The organism is Paenibacillus cymbidii, from assembly GCF_004764705.1.
Classification (GTDB): Bacteria; Bacillota; Bacilli; order Paenibacillales; family NBRC-103111; genus Paenibacillus_AN; species Paenibacillus_AN cymbidii.
Window position 1 is genome coordinate 121,700 of the sequence record NZ_SHLX01000006.1, and the last position, 18,533, is coordinate 140,232.

General features: G+C 59.0%; 11 protein-coding genes. 1 reads left to right on the plus strand and 10 read right to left on the minus strand.

From position 1 onward, the window contains the following. Positions 1 to 21 precede the first annotated feature (21 nt). The 7 genes from EXY20_RS10385 to EXY20_RS10410 all read right to left on the minus strand — a co-directional run bounded on the left by EXY20_RS10385 (position 22) and on the right by EXY20_RS10410 (position 13,244). On the minus strand, positions 22 to 1,671 hold the full coding sequence (locus EXY20_RS10385; RefSeq protein ID WP_135550532.1) for an extracellular solute-binding protein: 1,650 nt from the start codon (positions 1,669 to 1,671) through the stop codon (positions 22 to 24). 160 nt (positions 1,672 to 1,831) lie between these two features. After that, on the minus strand, positions 1,832 to 3,208 hold the full coding sequence (locus EXY20_RS10390; protein WP_167859141.1) for an ABC transporter substrate-binding protein: 1,377 nt from the start codon (positions 3,206 to 3,208) through the stop codon (positions 1,832 to 1,834). A gap of 101 nt (positions 3,209 to 3,309) precedes the next feature. Further along, positions 3,310 to 5,472: an SGNH/GDSL hydrolase family protein gene (locus EXY20_RS38840; protein WP_167859142.1), complete on the minus strand. Its 2,163-nt coding sequence runs from the start codon at positions 5,470 to 5,472 to the stop codon at positions 3,310 to 3,312. Beyond that, positions 5,469 to 6,635, minus strand: coding sequence for a Vgb family protein (locus EXY20_RS10395; RefSeq protein ID WP_135550536.1), 1,167 nt, complete (start codon positions 6,633 to 6,635; stop codon positions 5,469 to 5,471). Before EXY20_RS10395 ends, EXY20_RS38840 begins: the two co-directional genes overlap by 4 nt. 63 nt (positions 6,636 to 6,698) lie before the next feature. Beyond that, positions 6,699 to 8,693 (minus strand): right-handed parallel beta-helix repeat-containing protein, encoded by a 1,995-nt coding sequence (locus tag EXY20_RS10400; protein ID WP_167859143.1) that lies wholly within the window; start codon positions 8,691 to 8,693, stop codon positions 6,699 to 6,701. A gap of 175 nt (positions 8,694 to 8,868) precedes the next feature. Then, entirely contained in the window at positions 8,869 to 11,952 is a 3,084-nt protein-coding gene (locus tag EXY20_RS10405) for a heparinase II/III domain-containing protein (RefSeq protein ID WP_135550540.1), read from the minus strand. Continuing rightward, positions 11,949 to 13,244, minus strand: a complete 1,296-nt coding sequence (locus tag EXY20_RS10410) for a Gfo/Idh/MocA family protein (protein WP_135550542.1) — start codon at positions 13,242 to 13,244, stop codon at positions 11,949 to 11,951. Before EXY20_RS10410 ends, EXY20_RS10405 begins: the two co-directional genes overlap by 4 nt. Before the next feature lie 269 nt (positions 13,245 to 13,513). Between EXY20_RS10410 and EXY20_RS10415 the strand changes: the two genes are divergently transcribed. Next, positions 13,514 to 15,739: a helix-turn-helix transcriptional regulator gene (locus EXY20_RS10415; RefSeq protein WP_135550544.1), complete on the plus strand. Its 2,226-nt coding sequence runs from the start codon at positions 13,514 to 13,516 to the stop codon at positions 15,737 to 15,739. A 91-nt stretch (positions 15,740 to 15,830) separates the two neighbouring features. On the opposite strand, the gene EXY20_RS10420 is transcribed toward EXY20_RS10415, so the two are convergent. The 3 genes from EXY20_RS10420 to isdE are packed head-to-tail and all read right to left on the minus strand — an operon-like array spanning position 15,831 to position 18,509. Next, positions 15,831 to 16,610 carry an ABC transporter ATP-binding protein gene (locus EXY20_RS10420; protein WP_135550546.1) on the minus strand — a complete coding sequence of 260 codons (780 nt, stop codon included), beginning with the start codon at positions 16,608 to 16,610 and terminating at the stop codon, positions 15,831 to 15,833. Continuing rightward, positions 16,600 to 17,583: a FecCD family ABC transporter permease gene (locus tag EXY20_RS10425; RefSeq protein ID WP_135550548.1), complete on the minus strand. Its 984-nt coding sequence runs from the start codon at positions 17,581 to 17,583 to the stop codon at positions 16,600 to 16,602. The genes EXY20_RS10420 and EXY20_RS10425 overlap by 11 nt, the downstream gene beginning before the upstream one ends. After that, a complete protein-coding gene (isdE, locus tag EXY20_RS10430; protein ID WP_407944907.1) occupies positions 17,580 to 18,509 on the minus strand; it encodes a heme ABC transporter substrate-binding protein IsdE in 930 nt (309 codons plus the stop codon). The genes EXY20_RS10425 and isdE overlap by 4 nt, the downstream gene beginning before the upstream one ends. Positions 18,510 to 18,533 lie beyond the last annotated feature (24 nt).

The window sequence follows — 18,533 nt, forward strand, 5'->3', positions numbered from 1 at the left end:
AGAGGCTTTTCGTTTCGCCGCTTACCGGTTTTTGGCGTACCATTCGTTCACTTCGTCCGTAATCGTTCTTCCGCCCAAGCGGTACCAGTCCGCAACGAACTGATCGAAGGCGTCCGGAGGCAGCGTGCCGATGATGATCTTGTTGAACGTTTCGTTGCGAAGCGCCGTCAGGCTTTCCCCGAGCTCCGCCATCGTTTCCGTCGGGGGCGCATAATAGTGATCCTCGACAAAACGGTTCTCTTTAATAATGCGATCAATGATGGAGGCGGAGCCGCCAGGCCCGTTCTGCGCCATCTCGCTCCACATGTTCTTCTGCCCGTTCTTGTAGAGCATAATGCGGTCATACACCTTTTTGCGTTCCGGCGCTAGCTGCTCACGTGTCATTTTTCCATTCAACACCTCCATCATTTTCCGATAATTTTCGATGTTGTTGTCGGGCAGCAGCAGCTTCACCGGCGAATAAGTCCAGATCCCCGTCTGGTCTTCCTTGTTCGGAACGATATACCGGTAATACACATCTTCGGAGTCGTTGAAATAATACGTCTGCAGGTAGAAATCCATCATGTGCAGCATCGCCTCGGGGTGCGGCGCGCCTTTCTTGACGACCCAATAATAGTTGAAAATGTTGAGCGGCAAATGCGCCTTGTACGGCGTGCCGTCTGCCGTCGGCACTTCGAACGGCAGCCATTCCTGCTCGGGCGTAAGCGCGACAAGCTGGCTGTTGGGAGTGCCTCTTGTTCCGAACAGCATGCCGATTTTGCCGGAGCCGACCTTCTCCATCGCTTGAAGCGGATCCTTCACGACGAATTCCGGATCGAAGTGTCCGGCCTTGTACATCTCGTTCAGCTTCGTCAGCGCCAGCTTCATCTGCGGCGACAACTCGCTGAACACGAGCTTGCCATGACCGTCTTGCAGCCACAAATTCAAATACGCGCCGTAACCGCCCATCATCCCGAGCGCCATGCTCAGCCCCTTCTCCATCGCCATGCCGTACGTGTCCGCTATCCCGTTGCCGTCCGGGTCCCGCTTCACGAATGCGTCCGATATCGCGAACAAGTCGTCGATTGTATGGGGATCGGGCAGTTGGAGCCGCTCCTTCCAATCCTTGCGAATCCATAAAATCTGGGCCAGCTCTTTATTGGTCCCGGTCCACGGAATCGCCATGAGGCGGCCGTCGATCGTGGCCGACTTCATGACGGTGCCGCCGGCATCCTGCATCGTCTTGCGCAGCGAAGGCGACGCATACTGACGATAGGCGTCGGTCAAATCCTCCAGCTTGCCCGCCTCCAGCAAGTCCTTGAACTGCTGCGGCGTTGCGGCAAAAAAATCGGGCATTTCGCCCGAAGCGATCATCTGGTTCGTCTTCTTCACGTATTCGGTCGACGAAGCCTGCCATAGCGGCTTCACCCGGATACCGTATTTTTCCGCTATTGTGCGCATCCAGATGTTATCGGCATACGTATCGCTGCCGAAATATTTGGTTGTCGGATAACTGAACATAACCGTCGTCATCGTGATCGGCGGATCGTAGAGCGCCGGCGCGTTGCTCGAAATGGCGCCATCGCCGGTAGCGGGGTTTACATTTTTCTGCTGATCAGCTTGCCTGCAGCCTGCCATTGGCAGAACGATGACAAGCAGCGCGAGCGGCAGTTTATGCGAGAATAGCTTCATGTGCGCCCTCCCGTAAATCCGTGCTGCTTTCAGCTTATCGGTTCCCGGCCGTCACGGCAAGCGGACATCTTCTTTCTTCTATTCCGAAACAACGATTTGCCGCAAAAACGGAAAGCTGCCGTAACGGCGAACCGTCCGACAGCCTTATCTTGCAAACCGATTACTTCTTCTTCGCCTTCTCCGCTTCGATCAGCTTGAGATTCTCTTCTTCAATCAGTCGAAGCGCCGCGTTCAAATCGGTTTTTCCGGTCACATATTCGATAAAATATTTATATACCGGCACTAACTGCTGCGCCGGGTCGACGTTCGTCACGTTCTGGTTGCGTTTCGGCACGGGGTCCGTCGGCGGGTAATACGTGGCCGCTTTCATATTTTTCGTTTTGAGCAGCGGAAAATCCTGCGCCAGCGCCGCTTGTATCTCTTTGTTGACGAGTGTCGTCGGCATGCCGAGACGCGATTCGCTCATCTGCACCTCGTCTGACGAGAGCGCCATCATGACTTCGAACACTTCGTCCTTATGTTTGCTCGTATTCGCCATCGTCCAATAGCCGGGCCCGCGCTGTATGACACGCTGCGGCGCGCCGGCCAGCGTCGGAATCGAAACGACATCCCACTCGAAGGTGTCAGGGAGCTTGAGCAGCGTGCTCAGCTGGTCGATCTCCATGGCCGAGGTTCCGTTGTTAAACACATTGGCTTCATCGGCAAACGTTTTGTTGAAGTCGTTGCCCGGGATTTCGTAGAAGCGCTTCAGATTGCTGAACAGCTGCTGCCATTTGGCCGGATCGGCCAGCGCATCCTTCGCGGGATCGAGAATCGGCAGCGAAAAGGGATTTTCCCTCAGGACGGAGTGCAGATTGGCGCTAAACCCGCGATAAGTCGTCCCGCCTTCCGTTCGCGTCAGCTTCTTGGCCAGCTCGTAAACCTCGTCGAATGTCATGCCGTCCTTCGGATACGGGACGCCGAACTTATCAAACAACGATTTGTTGTAATACAAGACGGACGGAATATAGGGAGGGGCCGGCAGGCCGTAAATTTTGCCGTCCTTCGTCAGATCGCCCAGCTCCTTGACGAAGCTCTGATTAAAGCGGGACATATCGTACTTGTATTTGGCAATATACGGGGTCAAATCTTCGCCGAGTCCCAGATCGAGGTAGCGAAACCGAAACAGCGGAAGATCCGTTTTCATCAGGTCGGGAATTTCTCCGCGTACGACCTTCTCCTCAATTTTATTGCCTGGCGTGTCCGTCTCGAACTTGAAGGTGATGTGCGGGAATTGCTTTGCCAAAATGCCTTTGTAGCGGCTATCGAACTCTTCCTGCTTCATCGCCGCCACATAGATCGTCATCGTGAACGGCTCCTTTGGTTTCGCCGAAGGAGCCGGCGAAGGTGCCGAAACGCTTGCGGAAGCGCTCGGCGAGGTGCTCGGCGAGGCGCTCCCGGCGCCGGAATCGCTTCCGCCGCTGCAGGCGGCCAGCGAAAAAGCCATCAGACCGCTCAGCGCGCCGGCAAACGTTCTGTTCCATCCTTTGTTGTTCACATTACCCCTCCTCAATCGATGATTAACCTGACACACTTTCATAGAAGCAAACCATTTGTCATAAACCTCTAGCTCCATGATTTTCCCCCGCACCACCTCCTTCACAATCGCAGGTCCGTTCTCATCCGCGCCATCGCGCGATTGACCTGCCCGGCGTACACCGCGATACCGTCTGGCTGATCCAGATGAGTATCGTCGCTGCTCCATTTCGCCGATGCCGCCGTCACTTCGATCGTTGCGTCCGGCGCAGGCAGATGATCGTTGAAGACAAGCCGTGCGGGCAAGAACCGATAGGCTGCCTCGGGACATCGCCGTCCTGCCCATTCGGTCAGCTGCAGGCCGTCTCCTTCTGTTCCCGGCCTGAACGCGAGTGTAAACCCGCCTTCGATGGCGCAGCCTCGCCCGTATCGCTCCTCCCCATTCACGCGAACCGACCAGCGACGCAGCTGCATCCCCCTGCCTTCGTTAATATCCCGGCCGTTCGCGTCAAGCAAACGATAACCGGCTATTGCTCCTTTGCCTGCATGAGCATCCTCTGCAACCGCAACAACGGGAATATCCGGCGTTTGGCTGTATTGCCACTCCATCAGCGGCCGATAAATCGGCACATGCTCCGCGCCGTATATCGCTGCAAGATGACGAATTTGCTCCGGATAGCCCATCAGCAGCCGAGTTCCGTAGTTGCTGAGACCGGTTTCAAGAAGCGCCAGCCTGCAGTGCGGCGCTTGCTGCCGCACCGTGCGGAGCAAACGCGACATTTGCTCCGTAAAGCCCTCAAGCCGCTTGATGCGCACCGCCTGCCCCACATAGTCCCCCAGCACAGGCGTGACCGGGTTCGGCTCAAGCGGCTCGGCGAATGTTCCTGTCCTCGTCGCCTGATCCCATGTGCGCAAGATGCGGCACTGCACGTTCCGGTTGTCGCCGCTGTAATGGCCGATGACGACGATATCGCCTGCCCGTATGCCGTCGAAAACCGTGTTCGTCCCATCGATGGTGACCGATCGCTCGGCGATGGCGAAGATGATCAGCTCCGCCGTCTCGACGCTGTAGACGCCCGGCCCGGTTTGCTTGCAGCTCCTCCAGTTCAGCAGCGTTCCATTGCGGACCTCCGCTTCCGCAAGTCCTTCGATTCGTCTCCATGCGGCAAACGTGTTCCCCTCTTCCCAATCGTCGTTCGTGCCGAGACCGACGAACAGAAGGTCCGGCTTCCATGCCAGCACGGACGCAATGCTGCGGAGCGGATCGTCCCCGTTGAACCAGCTCGCCGACTTGCCGCCGATCCCGGCATTCATCACGGCGTGAAAGCGATTCGTGGCGAAGTTGACAATGGCTGTCGGCTCGCCGACCGCATCCCCCCTGGGATCGAAGCTGCGGACCAGCAGCTCGAACGACCGTTTGGCCGCATGGGGAAACCGCCAGGTGACGGCGGCGCGCTCATCCGTTTCGCGGAAATCGAGCCCGAAGCTGATCGGCCCGACGGCGGCCGCGGATTCGCCCGTTTGCTCCGCTCCGTACCGGCTTTCCAGCGGCGAATCGATCGCCTCCGCGATTTCGCCGACCGTCCCCTTTGCGTATGCAATCGTCTCTCCGTACCGGAACGTCGCCTCAATGACGGCGCCGGGCTCAGGCGGAGCGGGGAACCAGAGGAAGTGATGGACCTTGGGCCTTGAACCAGCAGCCGCCGTTCCATATTTGCGGATGACGGCATACTCCTGCCGCTGCGGGAAGCCCGCCCCGTATCCGGCTGTCAGCAGTTCCCCCTGGAGCCGCCGCCCGTCCAGATCTACCTGGTGCTCATAGGTGAATGCCCGGCCGAGATCGAACGCCGCGGTTTGCCCGTCACCGGCGAAGCGTACGGTATCCGTCCCGCAAGGCTCCTCATTCCAGCAGGAAAACGTGTCAATGAGAACGCCGTCCGCATAGAGGTCGACGCAAGCGGCCGAACGATTGGAGCGTTCCTTCGCCAGCACGAGGGTGAGCTCGTCGCCCGTCAGCTCGAAAGCGGCGCCGCTTCCGGCGCCCTGCAGCTTAAGCGCCTTGCCGCCGAACAGCTTCCGGCTTTCCACGACCGTGCCGCGCCCGAAACGTCGCATGCTTTCGCAAGTGACGGTTTCGGCAAATGTGCTGCGGACATATTCATCCGCCTTGCCGACGAAACCGTCAAGCAGCATGCCGTCCACCCACGTGACGCTGTCGCCGACAAACGCGATTCTCAGCGGGCGAGACGCAGCGGCTCCGCCCTCCGATGGCAGATGTCCGCTCAAGTGAACCTCACTTCCCACAAATAGCTGGAGCGATGGTTGTTGTCGTTCTCCCCGCAATACAATACGCCATCGTCGGTCATCGTTATCGCGTGAATCCGCGCCGGCGCATCCTGAATCGTCTCGTCATAGATGCGGCCGAGCGTCTCCAGCCGTTCCGTCCCCGGATGGAACCGAAACACCGTCACGTAATACTGATCTCCGCCGACGCCGTAGAGGCAGCCGTCCTTCCCTGCGCACAGGCCCGCCAGCCTTCGGTTCGGACACGGTTTGCCGTAGCTTTTGATCTCGCCGGTACGCGGATTCAAGCGCGAGAAAGAGCCCGATACGCCGCCGAAGTACAAGTAGCCGTCGCCGATATTGATCGCCCGGTCGACCTTTCCTTTGTCGCCGTGGCCGATTCTCGGCAAGCCGTAGCGGAAGAACTCGACCTCTCCGCTGTCCGGATCGTATTTGAACAATCGGATCGAGTCCTCGCCGGTGTCGTACAGAAAGGCCCTCGTAATGCCGTATGTTCCCCACACATAGCCGTCATCGTCCAGCACCGGGTTGTGAGGCTGGCACAGCTCGAAGCTGTTGCCCACCGTCATGACAACCCTGGACTGCCCGGTGGTCAGGTCAAGCTCGAACAAATATTCCGGCGACAAGGTAAAGCCGTACAGCCGACGGCGGCGGCGATCCAGCGCCAGCGACTGAATGTAGGAGCCCGGTACGGGAGTACCGAGGAACTGGTAGCTTCCATCCGCAGGATCATATTTGACGACCCGGCCGCCTTTGGCAACGAATTGGAGATCGAGATCGTGAAATTGCGCAACCGCGCCATAAACGTCCCCGTTCCCGTCCATCTCGAGCGAGCAATGGAATTTGGCGTCGTACCGGTCCGCGACCTTGCGGTAATGCAAATTCTCGAACGTCCGGGTTCCCCTGTCGAACGCATAGAGCAGATTCGTATCGAAGCTGCCGATGCCCGCATAGATGCGTCCGCCGGCTTCGTCGTTCAGCAGACTCGTAATCGAGATCCAGCCGTGCACGTAGTCCTTCCGCCGGATGATATCCGCATACGTCCACTTCCCTTCCACCTCGCTTTCCCAGTCCGTGAACGATTGATCCACGATTTTATAAGCTCTCGATTGCAGCACGACCATCCCGTCCTTCTTCGTCGTCATGTCGGTTTATCGCAGCTCCTTCCGTGTCCGCAGCCGCTTTCATCCAAGGTGCGCCTTATTCCGTCAAGCAAATGCCAACGCTTTCCACCCGCCAGTTGTCTTCGTATACAGGATTCCGGTATTCACATCCGTATAGAGCGAGCCGAGCGGCGCGGGAAATTCCGGCTTATTCGGTGTTACAGTAAGATCGGGAAGAGGATCGCCTGCAGCCTGGATGGAGAAATAACCGCCGGACTGCACCGCTCCGGTTTCCACAAGATATTCGCTCGTATGGTCATGGATGCGCACGTCGTGAATGACCAGTTGTTTGGTCGGGAAGCCGGTCCGATCGAGCGTGCGGATGCCGGCAAATTGCTTTTTGTTCGCCGCGTCGGTGTTGTAAATCTCGCCGCCCTTGACCGTGACGTAGGTCGCGCTTCGAATCATGATGCCTGCGCCGTAGATGCCAAGCGACGCGCCATTGTCGTAAAGGTGCGGATTGAAAATTTTGATATGCGAAATGAAGTACCGCGACGAGTTCCCGGTCCCGTTCAAATATATGCCCGTGCTCCCGTTGTGATGGGCCGTATGATCGGCAATGACGACTTGAATGCCGGACGTCATATTGATGCCGTCCGAGGTATTATAATTAGTGGAACAGCCGATAATTTTGATGTGACGGTTCGTCAAGCCGAGGCTGTCGGACAACGAACCTAATGAAATGCCGTGCAGACCGTTGTTGTAAAATTGGCAGCCGATGATTTCGACATCCTGCGACTCCAGCGCGTTGGCTCCATCCTGCGTATTGATCACCAACCCGGCGCCCTGGTTATGATGACCCTGGCAGCCGACCAGCACCACATTCTTAGGACCGGCGATCAGAAATCCGGGCTGGGTGCCGAGAGGACCTTTAACGTTCCTCGCTTCACAGCCTTCGACCCGCATCGAATCGATGTTTCCGGAAAGGTAGATGCCCGGTTTGGCGGAGCCGTCGACCAGACAGTTCCGCACCACGCCGGACGAACCGTTCGACAAGGCGATGCCGTTCGAAATAATACCTCTTGCGATCAGCGGCTCCGGATTCATCCGGACGGTCACATTGTCGAGGAGGCAGTCTACGGCGCAGTTTAACGTAACGGGCCCTCCCTGGCTCGGACCGAACCCGTCCATGCATTCGGCGGTAAAATCGCGCAAAATCAAATTTTTGACCGGCACATATTTTCTGGTGACACTGTCAATCACGCTCACGATGATCACCTGGCTGTCGAAGCGGGTGGCCAGCACGGTATCCGCCGTTCCTTGAAGCGTCAGCCGGTCTACCTCCGGCCTGATGTTCCGATTGATCAAATACTTTCCCCGCGGCATATTGACGACGGTGGTGCGCGCATTCGCGCCATTCTTCACACACTGGATCGCCGCCTGGATGCCGACCCAGTCCATTTCGTCATCCAGCGACTGGGCATGAGGATAAAACTTCCGGGCATCCGCAAGCGTGGCGTATTTCTCGGACAGCTTGTGGCTCGAGCCGTCGCCGACCGCCCCGAACCATTTGACGTCCAGTTGATCCTTGTACACCCGCTTGAAGCGGGCGCCCGATGCTTCGCAAACGACGATCGTGCCGGCGTTGTCCGGCGAAGCCGTATCGGACGGGTCGTACAGAAACGGCCCTTCCATGCCGTAATCATGTACGAAATACAGGTGATGCTCCTGCGGATTCGCCATCGCCCGCAGATCGGCGAGCGAAACCGTATCGCAATGATGCAGCGCCGTCTGCTCCACTGCCTCCAGCTGCTGTCCCAATTGCTCCACTTGCTGCTCTACTTGATCCACCTGCTGCTGCAGTTGGCCGACCGCCGGCTGCCAGCCGCCTTGCGCATTGCTTGCTCCATATGTAGCCCCCGTTACACTCGACGAATGGCCCGGCGAATGGCCGGGAGCTCCGTATGCGTGTCCCGCCCATTTCCCGGCCGCCATCGCCACTCCTGCAATCCCAAGTGCCGCAATAGCCGCGCGCCGGCTCACTTGGGCGGCTCCTGTCGTTTTCCCTTCCTCTTGCCGTGACTCCTTCTGATTGCTCAACACTTTCACCTCCGCGGATTGTTCGCCAGATTGTTCGCCAACAACCTGACAAGACGATCGTAGAATGACCGCTTGCGCAAGTATATATTCCATTCAATCGGAACTATCCCAATGCTCATCTCCTTGTCTGCCGAACCGAAAATGCAGATAAGCGAGAGGTTTGCATACCTAATGTTCATGCTTGCAGCACGGCATCGCCCGCCTCGATGCCGAGAATATCGAACGGCTCCTCTTGCCGAAACGGGACTGAGATCTCGACAACCAGCCTCTTCATGGCCGGGACGCCGCGAATGACCGCCGTGCCGCCCCAGGCACCGCGTATCGTCCTGCCCTCAAAGGGCGAAGCGGCACCCGGATGCACCAGATCGGAGCCGAGCGGCAGCGGATAGCGGCTGTCCAGGCGGGTCAAACCGTCCTGCTCCCCGACCGATACCCGTTGCACCACTCCCTTCGACAGTATGGGCGAATCGGACAGCAGAATCGTCATCCGATCCTTCGTCAGCGAGCGAAGGCGATAAACGGCCGTTCGGCCGGTGCGCGCGGACCGGATGCGAACCCATCCCCGGGCGTCCTGCCCGCTTGCCATCGGCTCCGCCAGTGCGATCGTCCCTTCCGCCGCATCCACCGCCGCGATCGGAACGGAATGTTCAACGGGCGCCTGCAGCACGCAGCTGCCGAAGCTCGTCGAGGCGCCGTCGATCAGTTCGTTACGCAGCAGTTCGCCGTTCGCCGACAGCCGGATCCAGGCGCAGCGTCCCGCAACCCGCCACGGCCCGTGCGTCGTCTGGACAACGGCGGTTCCCGCGTCGACGCCATACACCCAATAATCCGCCGATCCGTCGGACAAGACGACTTTCATCCCCGTCATTGCGCCGGATCCCGTATCAACCTGCCGAACTTCCTTGACAAGCACGCCATCGTATCCGGTTTCGGATGCGGCCGGCAACGCCTGCATAATCGCGGAAAACCGCTTCCGGGCGCCGCTTCGCCAGATCAGCATCGGATGCCGCTGTTCTCCTTGAAGACTGGGTCCTTTGCCCGTGAACAGCCGATCCTTCTCCTCCGTCAAGCCGAACAAACGCAAGACGCGGCCGCTCTCACTCCTCCATACAGCGACGAAACCGCCGTCGTCGGGTTCATAGCGCTTCAGATCGAACACATACCCGTATCCGTTGTTCGGTATTGGCGTCCATCCTCGCGGGTGCTCGTCTTCCAGGCAACGGTCGAACGTTTCGCCGGCCGTCAGTCGTTCCCCGAAGCTCTGTGTCGGATGATCGTAATACGGCCGGGGAGAACCGGCGCACGCTTCATCGTGGCCTTCCAACGTCCAGCCCGCCGTTTCTACGGCAAGTGCCCCGGACAACGCCAACTCGCTCGGCTCATGGAACGCATGAAACGCGTAATCGGCCGTTTCCGCTCCATCGACGGCGAACACGTCGACGACGTAAGAGCTTCCCCCCGCGAGCGGAACGAGCGCCAGCAACCGCCGATAGGTTTCGACGCCGTACAGGTCGGGGGCCGATGCCTCCAGCGCCGACGCGTTTGCCGATTCATGGAACAACAGCAGCTCCCCGCCGGCAAAAGGCTTGTAGATCGAACGGCCGGGCAGCCTGGAGTCCCGATCGACGACCACCGTATTGTGGGCGATCGCTTTGCTGGCCCACCCGAGATGACCGTTCGAGCCGTAGTACAAATAGCCGATGTCGGCGGTCACCTCTTGACCGCAAGCGTACAACTGCAGCGCAAGCGCATCGTCATGACCGTGCACGCTGCCCGGTCCATACCGCAGCAGAACGGTCGTTTCATTCGCATCGCGCAGAATCGCAAGCCCGGCCTGGCCCAGCAGCGTGCCGCGCTCAGGCAAGGCGAAAGCGTGACGCCCGGCATCCGCGGGTTCGGGGTGCTCGCCAAACAGATCCAATCCCAGCTTCCCCAGCTGCGGCAGCACGTGCGGATACAGGCGGCGCAATTGTTCCCCCGCCCTCTTGCGCAAACCTGCATCCGGCGAATGCCGGGCAAAGGCGGCAGCGCCGCGATATGCGTAAGACAGCACTTTGGCATCCGCTTCGGTTCCCGTCCGTTTGTCCGTCTTCCAGTCGCCGTAACAAGGCATGTGGCCCTGGCACAGCATGTCGCCGGGCAGCTCGACCGCAAACCGGTACAATCGTTCGCAGCCGAACGGGTGAAACGACTGCAGTTGCTCGTCGGTCGACGCCTGCATGCCCATAAGGGCGATATCGAGAAAGATGGTCGACGCTCCCAGGCTGTATCCGTACGAACCCTCGTAATACATGCCGTCTCCACCCAACGTATTGAAGAACAACGCTTCCATGGCGCGGACGCCCCAGTCGCAATAGGACGGTTTGCCCAGCGCCAGGCCGACCGCCAGCATCGCCTTGATGCCGTCCGTTTCGTGATTTTGCAAATTCGTCAGGTTTCCTCCGCGCAGATCGTACGGGACCCCGCCGGGTTCTTCCAGCATGTAATGATCCAGCATCTCCTCGATATTCGCGCGTATGGTTGCCTGCCGGCCCAATCGGGCAAGCGCAGGCGAAGGCCTGTCGAGCTCCTGCCGATCGTAAAGCCAGCTGTAGTCGATCGCCCAATACTTTTTGACCCGATGCACAATGCTGGTCAGCAGATGAATGCGTCCGTACTCGCTATCGCTGCCGAAAGCGGCAAAATCCCGGGGCCCCCGCGTATCCGGCATCAAAGCCGATACTATATCGAGCAGCACGATCGCCCGCTCCGCATAGCGCTCCTCCTCCGTGATCAGATACAAGTAGAGAAGCTTCGTTATTAGCCCTTCCTCGCCGGCTACGCCCCCGAACAACCAGGTGCACAGGGTAAAATTCCACAAGCCCAGCGGATAGTAGCCTTTGCCGCCGATTCCGATACCGCGGCCCTCGTCCGGGTACTGTTCGTTCGGCAGGACGACGGCGCAATGAGGACATGTTATCGTCCGCCGCGGCCAGTCGCGAAGATCGGACGCCACTTCCTTCATCGCCTGAAGATCCCATACAGGGAACGGCTTGCCGCAAGCCGGACAGCCGTTCAGGGCGTACGCGAAAGCTTCCTCCTTCATCCCCATGACGGCATCCCGCAGCAGATCGTCCGAATAAACAAACCAGTCGTCGGCGTATCGCTTCATGTCCGCGAAGCTGGCTGCGGCCCACTCATAGGCGGCGATGTTCGCTCGCGCCTTCCGAATATCGTCATGCGTCAAATAGACGGGTTTGGCGGATAACGGACGGCTCATGGGCGCTCCTGCAGGAGGACGGTTTCCCGCCGCTCCATCGACCGGTCCGCGGCGAAGCCGATCTCATGGCTGAGTACCGACGTGTCAAGCGACGTATAGGATGCCGACGGCTGCTCCCCTTTCAGGATGCGGACAAAATCGCCCACAAGCCGCAAATCGCCGCCGCCGTGCGAATCCGTGTTCACATTGCCCAGCTCGACCCGCTCCTCCCGGAATTCATGCCCGCGCCGCGGATCGGGATGACGAATAACGAAGCTGTTATCCTCCAGCTCCCCTTCGATTTCTCCCTTCGTGCCGAGCAGGTGAATTCGCCGGCACGGCTTGGATACGCCGCCCGTCATGTTGTGGGAGGCGGTGGTGCCGTCGGCGAATTCGACAATAACCGTTTGGTGATCGACCACGTTATTGTCGCTTTTCCATACGCATCTGCCATAGGGACTGCTTGTGCGCAGCAACTCGGCCAGTTCCTCGTCGGTCGGAACGTAACCAAGCCGATAGCTCGGATCAAGATACGTTTTCCAGGCGCCCATTTCCACATGATGCTTCTTGGCCGAATAGTCGCAAGCCGATTCTATGTCACAATCGTAGCAACGTTCGCCGGAGCCGGCCGGGGCAAATTCCTCGCGGAAATACTGCAAGCCGCCGAAACTGCTCACAGCGATCGGCGAAACGCCGTTCTTGAGCCAAACGAGCAGATCGAGATCGTGGCAGCACTTGGCCAGCAGCATCGAAGAACCGCATACTTCCTTGTTGTTCCATTTGCCGCGCAGGAAGCCCATCGCCATATGATGGTAGCTGACGTTTTCGATCGTTTGGATGCTGAGCAGCTCGCCGATCGTTCCGGCCATGACCCGCTTGTGAATTTCCATGTAGAATGGCGCATAGCGCAGCACATGGCAGATCATAACCTTGCGGCTGTACTTGTGCGCAGCGGCTTGCAGATCATGAATCTCCTCGATTGAAATCCCGATCGGCTTCTCGAGCAGCACGTCGTAGCCGGCCGCAAGCAGCGGCAGCGTGGTCGGCACGTGCAGCTTATCCATCGTCCCGTTGATGGCCGCATCGGCAATAAGGCCGCTTCGCTGCGTCAACTCCTCCACGCTCTCGTAAACGGAATGCTCCGGAAGCGAGAACTGGTCCGCAGCGCGCCGGCGGAGCTCCGGATCGGGCTCGACGATGCCGGTGACCCGCATTTCGTCAGGATGCCGCTTGGCATACTCCGCATAAATAAGCGACCGGTGCCCCGCCGCCACCAGAACGACGGTAACCGGGCGAGCAAGATTGTTGGACATGGCAGTTTCCTCCCAATGATTCGAAATGATTCGACAAGCTCCGCATGGAAGCTTCGTTTTCTGCTCCCACCATACCGGCATACTGTCTTGCGGGCAAGCGGACAGAGCATCAGAACTATGCCATTTCACCGGTATCCTGCGAGGCGGCGAATATATAAACAATTCGGAATAGAAGAGTGAATGTTGCATTCTGAAATCGATAGACGCCTTCGAACCGTCGCCTATATAATGAAAGATGTGGAGACTGTCGGGGGAAAGGGAGATGAGGGATGAAAAATCACCGCCTGCGTTTCAACAACAAATCGCTGTTCGTTAAACTGCTGCTCGGGTTCTCGCTCGTCATTCTCATTTCTTTCGCCTTCCATGCCATCTCTTATTCCTACTTTCAACACAAGATGCGGGATCAGCTGATCCAGTCGAACACCCAACGGTTGAACACGCTGGTCAGCACGTATGAGAAGCAGCTGGGACAGCTTGAAGACGTGCTCACCCGGTTCGTATTCGACGGCAAGGTCAAGTCGCTGAAGCGGGAAGACTTCCGGAACGAATTCCCCTATATTTCCAGCCTTGCCGACGAGTTCAATGCCATTATCGCCAACTACAATCTCGACATCGAGAATATGTTCGTTTACTTCAAGGATCAACAATTCGTTATCGATCGCAACGGCTTCAAATCGGCCCAGGAAATGTTCGGCCTCTATTACAAGAGCGACCAGTACCCGGACGTGTTCTGGTCGGAGCAGTTCGGTCGCGATTACCATTTCCGGGTGTTTCCTGTCGCCGCCTTCCAGCAGAAGCGGTACGATGTCGGCGTGCAGAATGAAGGCCGCTACTTCCCTATCGTCGTCAAAAACCAGATCGGCCGTCCTTTCTATATCGCCGCATTCGTGAAGGCCGATTCGATGTTCGCTGCGTTGAACCAGTCCATGAACGATGCTTTCTACTTGCTGGACGAATCGAACCAGCTCGTATACAGCTCCGGAACCTCGAACGACAAGCCCGTATTTGCCGAAGCCGGCAGCTCTTATGCATTGCTTGGCGGGAACTACTACTTCTATCAGCTGGGCGCCACTTCCAAGCTGACGTACGTGAGCGTCGTTTCGAACGGGCAAATTGCAGCGCAGATGGCCCGGATGAACATGCTGATGCTGCTGATGCTGGCTCTATCGGTAGCGCTAAGCGTTGCCATTGCCGTCATGCTGAGCGTCCGGTTCAAGAACCCGATCCAGCGCATTCTGGAGGGCTTGCGCCAAATGAATCCGACGATTCATCATGGAAGCTCCATTCAGGAATTCAATGCTATCAGCGACGGTCTCCGCCGCATCATCGACTCGCTGAACCGCAAAAATACGCTGCTGCAGAAATACGGCTATCTCGACAAAGTCAAAAGCATCCAAGCGTCGGATAAAGAAGTGCAAGGCCTGATCGACATCGAGCAGCCTTTCCACCTTGCGCTGTTCCATATCCATCAGAATCAGGGGCTGGAGTCTGCAGGGCAACCGGTACCCAAGGCGTCTTTTTTTCTAGAATTCATTAATTTGAACATGACCGAAGCGTTTGCCGGATCCATTACGATGCAGATTGAAAAGGACCGCATCCTGTCGATCGTGTTTTCGGACGGGGATATCTCGGGAAGGATCCGCGAGAAGCTCGACTATATGAAGAAAGTGTTCGATCTCGACCAAGACTTTTACAGACTTGCGATTTCTTTCCACTCCAGACTGTGGGAGCCGTTCGAGCTTACGCAAGCCTATGAGGCGGCGAACGACATGCTGCGCAAACGCAAGCTGCTGGCCGAAACCCAAATCATTGACGAGCCGGGAACGGCGGCACCGATTGCCGTCTGGACGCCGGACTTGGAGCGCGGCTTCACCGCCGGTCTTGTCGCCGGCAACGAAGAGCAGCTCGTCGGCACGCTGGACGCGCTGTTCGACAAGCTGGCCAAAGAAGACGCCGCCTTGTGGCATTACCGGCAGTTCGCCGGCGATCTCGTCTCCAAATTGTTCATGGCGCTGATGGAGCACAAGATCGATATCGGACCGCTCTATACCGACGGCTCCTTGTTCCATGCGCTCGACAGCTTCTATACGGTAGACGATTATGCCGCCTTCCTGATGGAGCTGACGACGAAAGCGGCCTCCATGATGCGGGAGAAGCGAGAGGCGCGCGATCCGATCGTCGACTTCGTCGTCCGTTTTATCGAGAAGCATTACGGCGAAGATATTTATCACGAGCTGATCGCCGACCGGCTGCATATTTCGACCAGCTACTTGCGCAACTATTTTAAGGAAAAAACCGGCCGCACGCTCAGCGACTATTTGTTCGAGTACCGGATTGAGAAAGCGAAGTCGCTGCTCGTCGAGACGGAAGAACTGATCCAGGACATCGCGCTCAAGGTAGGCTATCCGAATGCGAACTCGTTCACCCGCATGTTCCGGCGCCTTACCGGGCTCACCCCGGGCGAATACCGGCGCGACCGTCATGTCGCGAATTGACCCGGCCCTGCACCACATTCAAATCGGCATAACGAAAACAGGAGACTGCCTCGCGGCCGCCTCCTGCTCTCCCCTTCTATCACATTCCGCCTCACCGCTTCGCAATCCCGAGCGGCACCATGTACGGCCCCGCTTCCGCATCCGCTCCGACCTTGACCCGCACGCCGTAAACCTCCCTCATCGTCTCCTCCGTCACCACTTCGCCCGGGGCTCCGCTCCGCACCACGCAGCCGTCCTTCATCGCGATGATGCTATCGCTGTAGCGCAGCGCCTGGTTCATGTCGTGCAGCACCATCGCAATTGTCAGCCCGTGCTCGGCGTTCAGCCGGCGAATCAGCTCCAGCAGCTCGAGCTGGTAATAGACGTCGAGATACGTCGTCGGCTCGTCGAGCAGCAGCAGCGGCGTTCGTTGCGCCAACGCCAGAGCCAGCCACACCCGCTGCCGTTCGCCGCCCGACAGCCGGCCGAGCGTATGGCCGCGCTTCGCTTCCAGCTCGGTGCAGGAGAGCGCCCACGCTACCGCCTCCTCGTCTTCGTCGCGGCTTGCGGCGAACAGGCTGCGATGCGGCAGCCGCCCATAGCCGACCAATTGCTCCACGGTCAGGTCGGCCGGCGCTTCGTTGCTCTGGTGCACGACGGCGAGCAACTTCGCCAGCTCCTTCGGCTTGTAGCGGTGCACGGCCTGCCCGCGCAGTTGAACCTCTCCTTCGCGGGGCGCGAGATGGCCGGACATGACGCCGAGCAGCGTCGACTTGCCGCTGCCGTTCGGGCCGATAATCGTCGTGACGGCGCCTTCGGCGATATGGCCGGACACCCCGCGCAGAACGTCCGCTTTGTTGTCGTGGGAGAAGATGACCCGGTTAATGTCCATGCACACGCTCACTCTTTCGCAGCAGGAATATGAGAACGGGACCGCCGATGACGGTCATGATGACGGAGGCGGGAATTTCGATCGGCGCCAGCAGCGTGCGGCCGAGCGTATCGGCCAGCAGCACGAGCAGCGCCCCCGCCAGCGCCGCGAACGGCAGCAGCCGTTTGTAGTCGGAGCCGACCGCAACTCGGGCGACCGGCGGCACCAGCAGCCCGACGAACGCCAGCAGTCCGCCGACCGAAGCGGCCGCCGCCGCGAGCAGCACGGCCACGGCCGACACAAGCAGCCGGGCGCGCGGCACGTTCAGCCCGAGACTGCGCGCCGTGCGGTCCTGCAGCGCCAGCATGTTGCACCAGACCGACGTCGCGAACGCAAGCGCAAGGCCGATTGCGCCGTACAGCACGATCACTTTTACGTCGTCCCACGTCATTTGGGAAAAGGTCGTCGCCGTCACCGGGTTGACGCTCGTCATCGACGAATGGCCCATGGCGTGAAGCAGTTGGCCGATCCCGGTCAGCGACGCGTTGACGGCGATGCCGACCAGGACGAGCCGAATCGGGCTCAGCCCCGACCGCCACGACAGCGCATACACGAGCAGCCAGGCGAGCGCTCCCCCAACGAAGGCGAACAGGGGCAGCCAGTAATACAGCAGCGGAAACAACCCGATCATCAGCAGCGCAAACACGCTCGCCCCGGCAGAGATGCCGATCACGCCGGCATCCGCCAGCGGGTTGCGCACGACGGCTTGCAGCAGCGCTCCCGACACCGCCAGCGCCGCCCCTGTCATGACGGACACGAAGATGCGCGGCAAACGCAAATCTTTGATAATGTCGGCCTTGTCGCTCCCGCCGAACAACAAGCCGTGCGTCAACTCGGGCAAGCCGATGCGAATGCTGCCGGTCGTAGCCGCGAGGGCGAGCGCCGCAAGCAGCAGCAGAACTAGCAGCGTGAAACGGAGCAGCGGCGTCCTCATGGGTACAGCATCCCCGCGAGCTTCTCCATTGCCTGTCCGACCGCCAGATTGCCCGTCGTGCCGAACAGCGTTTCGTCGAGATCGTACACCCGTTTGTTTGCGACCGCGTTAAAATGTTTCCAAATATCGTTCTTCTGGAATTCTTTGTCGAACATTTTGACCACTTCGTCCGGCAGCCCGTGTGCCGCCCGCAAAATAACGTCCGGGTTCGCCTGCTGCAAATGCTCGGTGTTCGATGCGACGAATTCCGCGCTCTCCCCTTGCACGACGTTGACGCCGCCCGCACGCTTCACCAGATCGCCGATGTAGGAATGCTCCGTCGCGACCAGATAGCTGCCCGGGATGCCAAGCAGAATGAGCACCTTCGGCGCCGGTTTCCCTTTGACCCGTTCGATGGCGGCATCCACTTGCTTCGTATATGTCTGCACAACGGTTTCGGCCTGCTGCTGTTTGCCGTACTTCTGCCCGAGGGCGCGAATCGTATCGCTCATGGCCGCGAGGCTCGTCAAATCGAGAAACGACGCCTGCACGCCGGCGTTTGCGAACTTCGGCTTCAGGTCGTACTCCAGCGTCGACACCGACAACACTTCGGTCGGCTTCAGCAGCCGCACCACTTCCATATCCGGGTCCATAGGATTGCCGGTATCGGTCAGTCCCTTGTAGCGCGCGGGCAATGTTTTGCCGCTGGTGGGCACGCCGACGAGGTCGACGCCGAGCGCATCCATCATTTCGGTAATCGCCACCGTCGTCGAAACGATCCGCTGCGCTGGCGCGGTCGAAGTCGGCGACCCTGCCGGCGATGCGGACGGCGACGGCGAAGCGGCCGATTGCTGCCAGCCGGGCGACGCCGAGCAGGCGGCAAGGGCGAACAGCAGCGCCATACCGGCCGATATGCGCAAGATGGCATGTGACGCTTTCATGCGCAAGATGATCCCCTCCTTCGCGAAAAT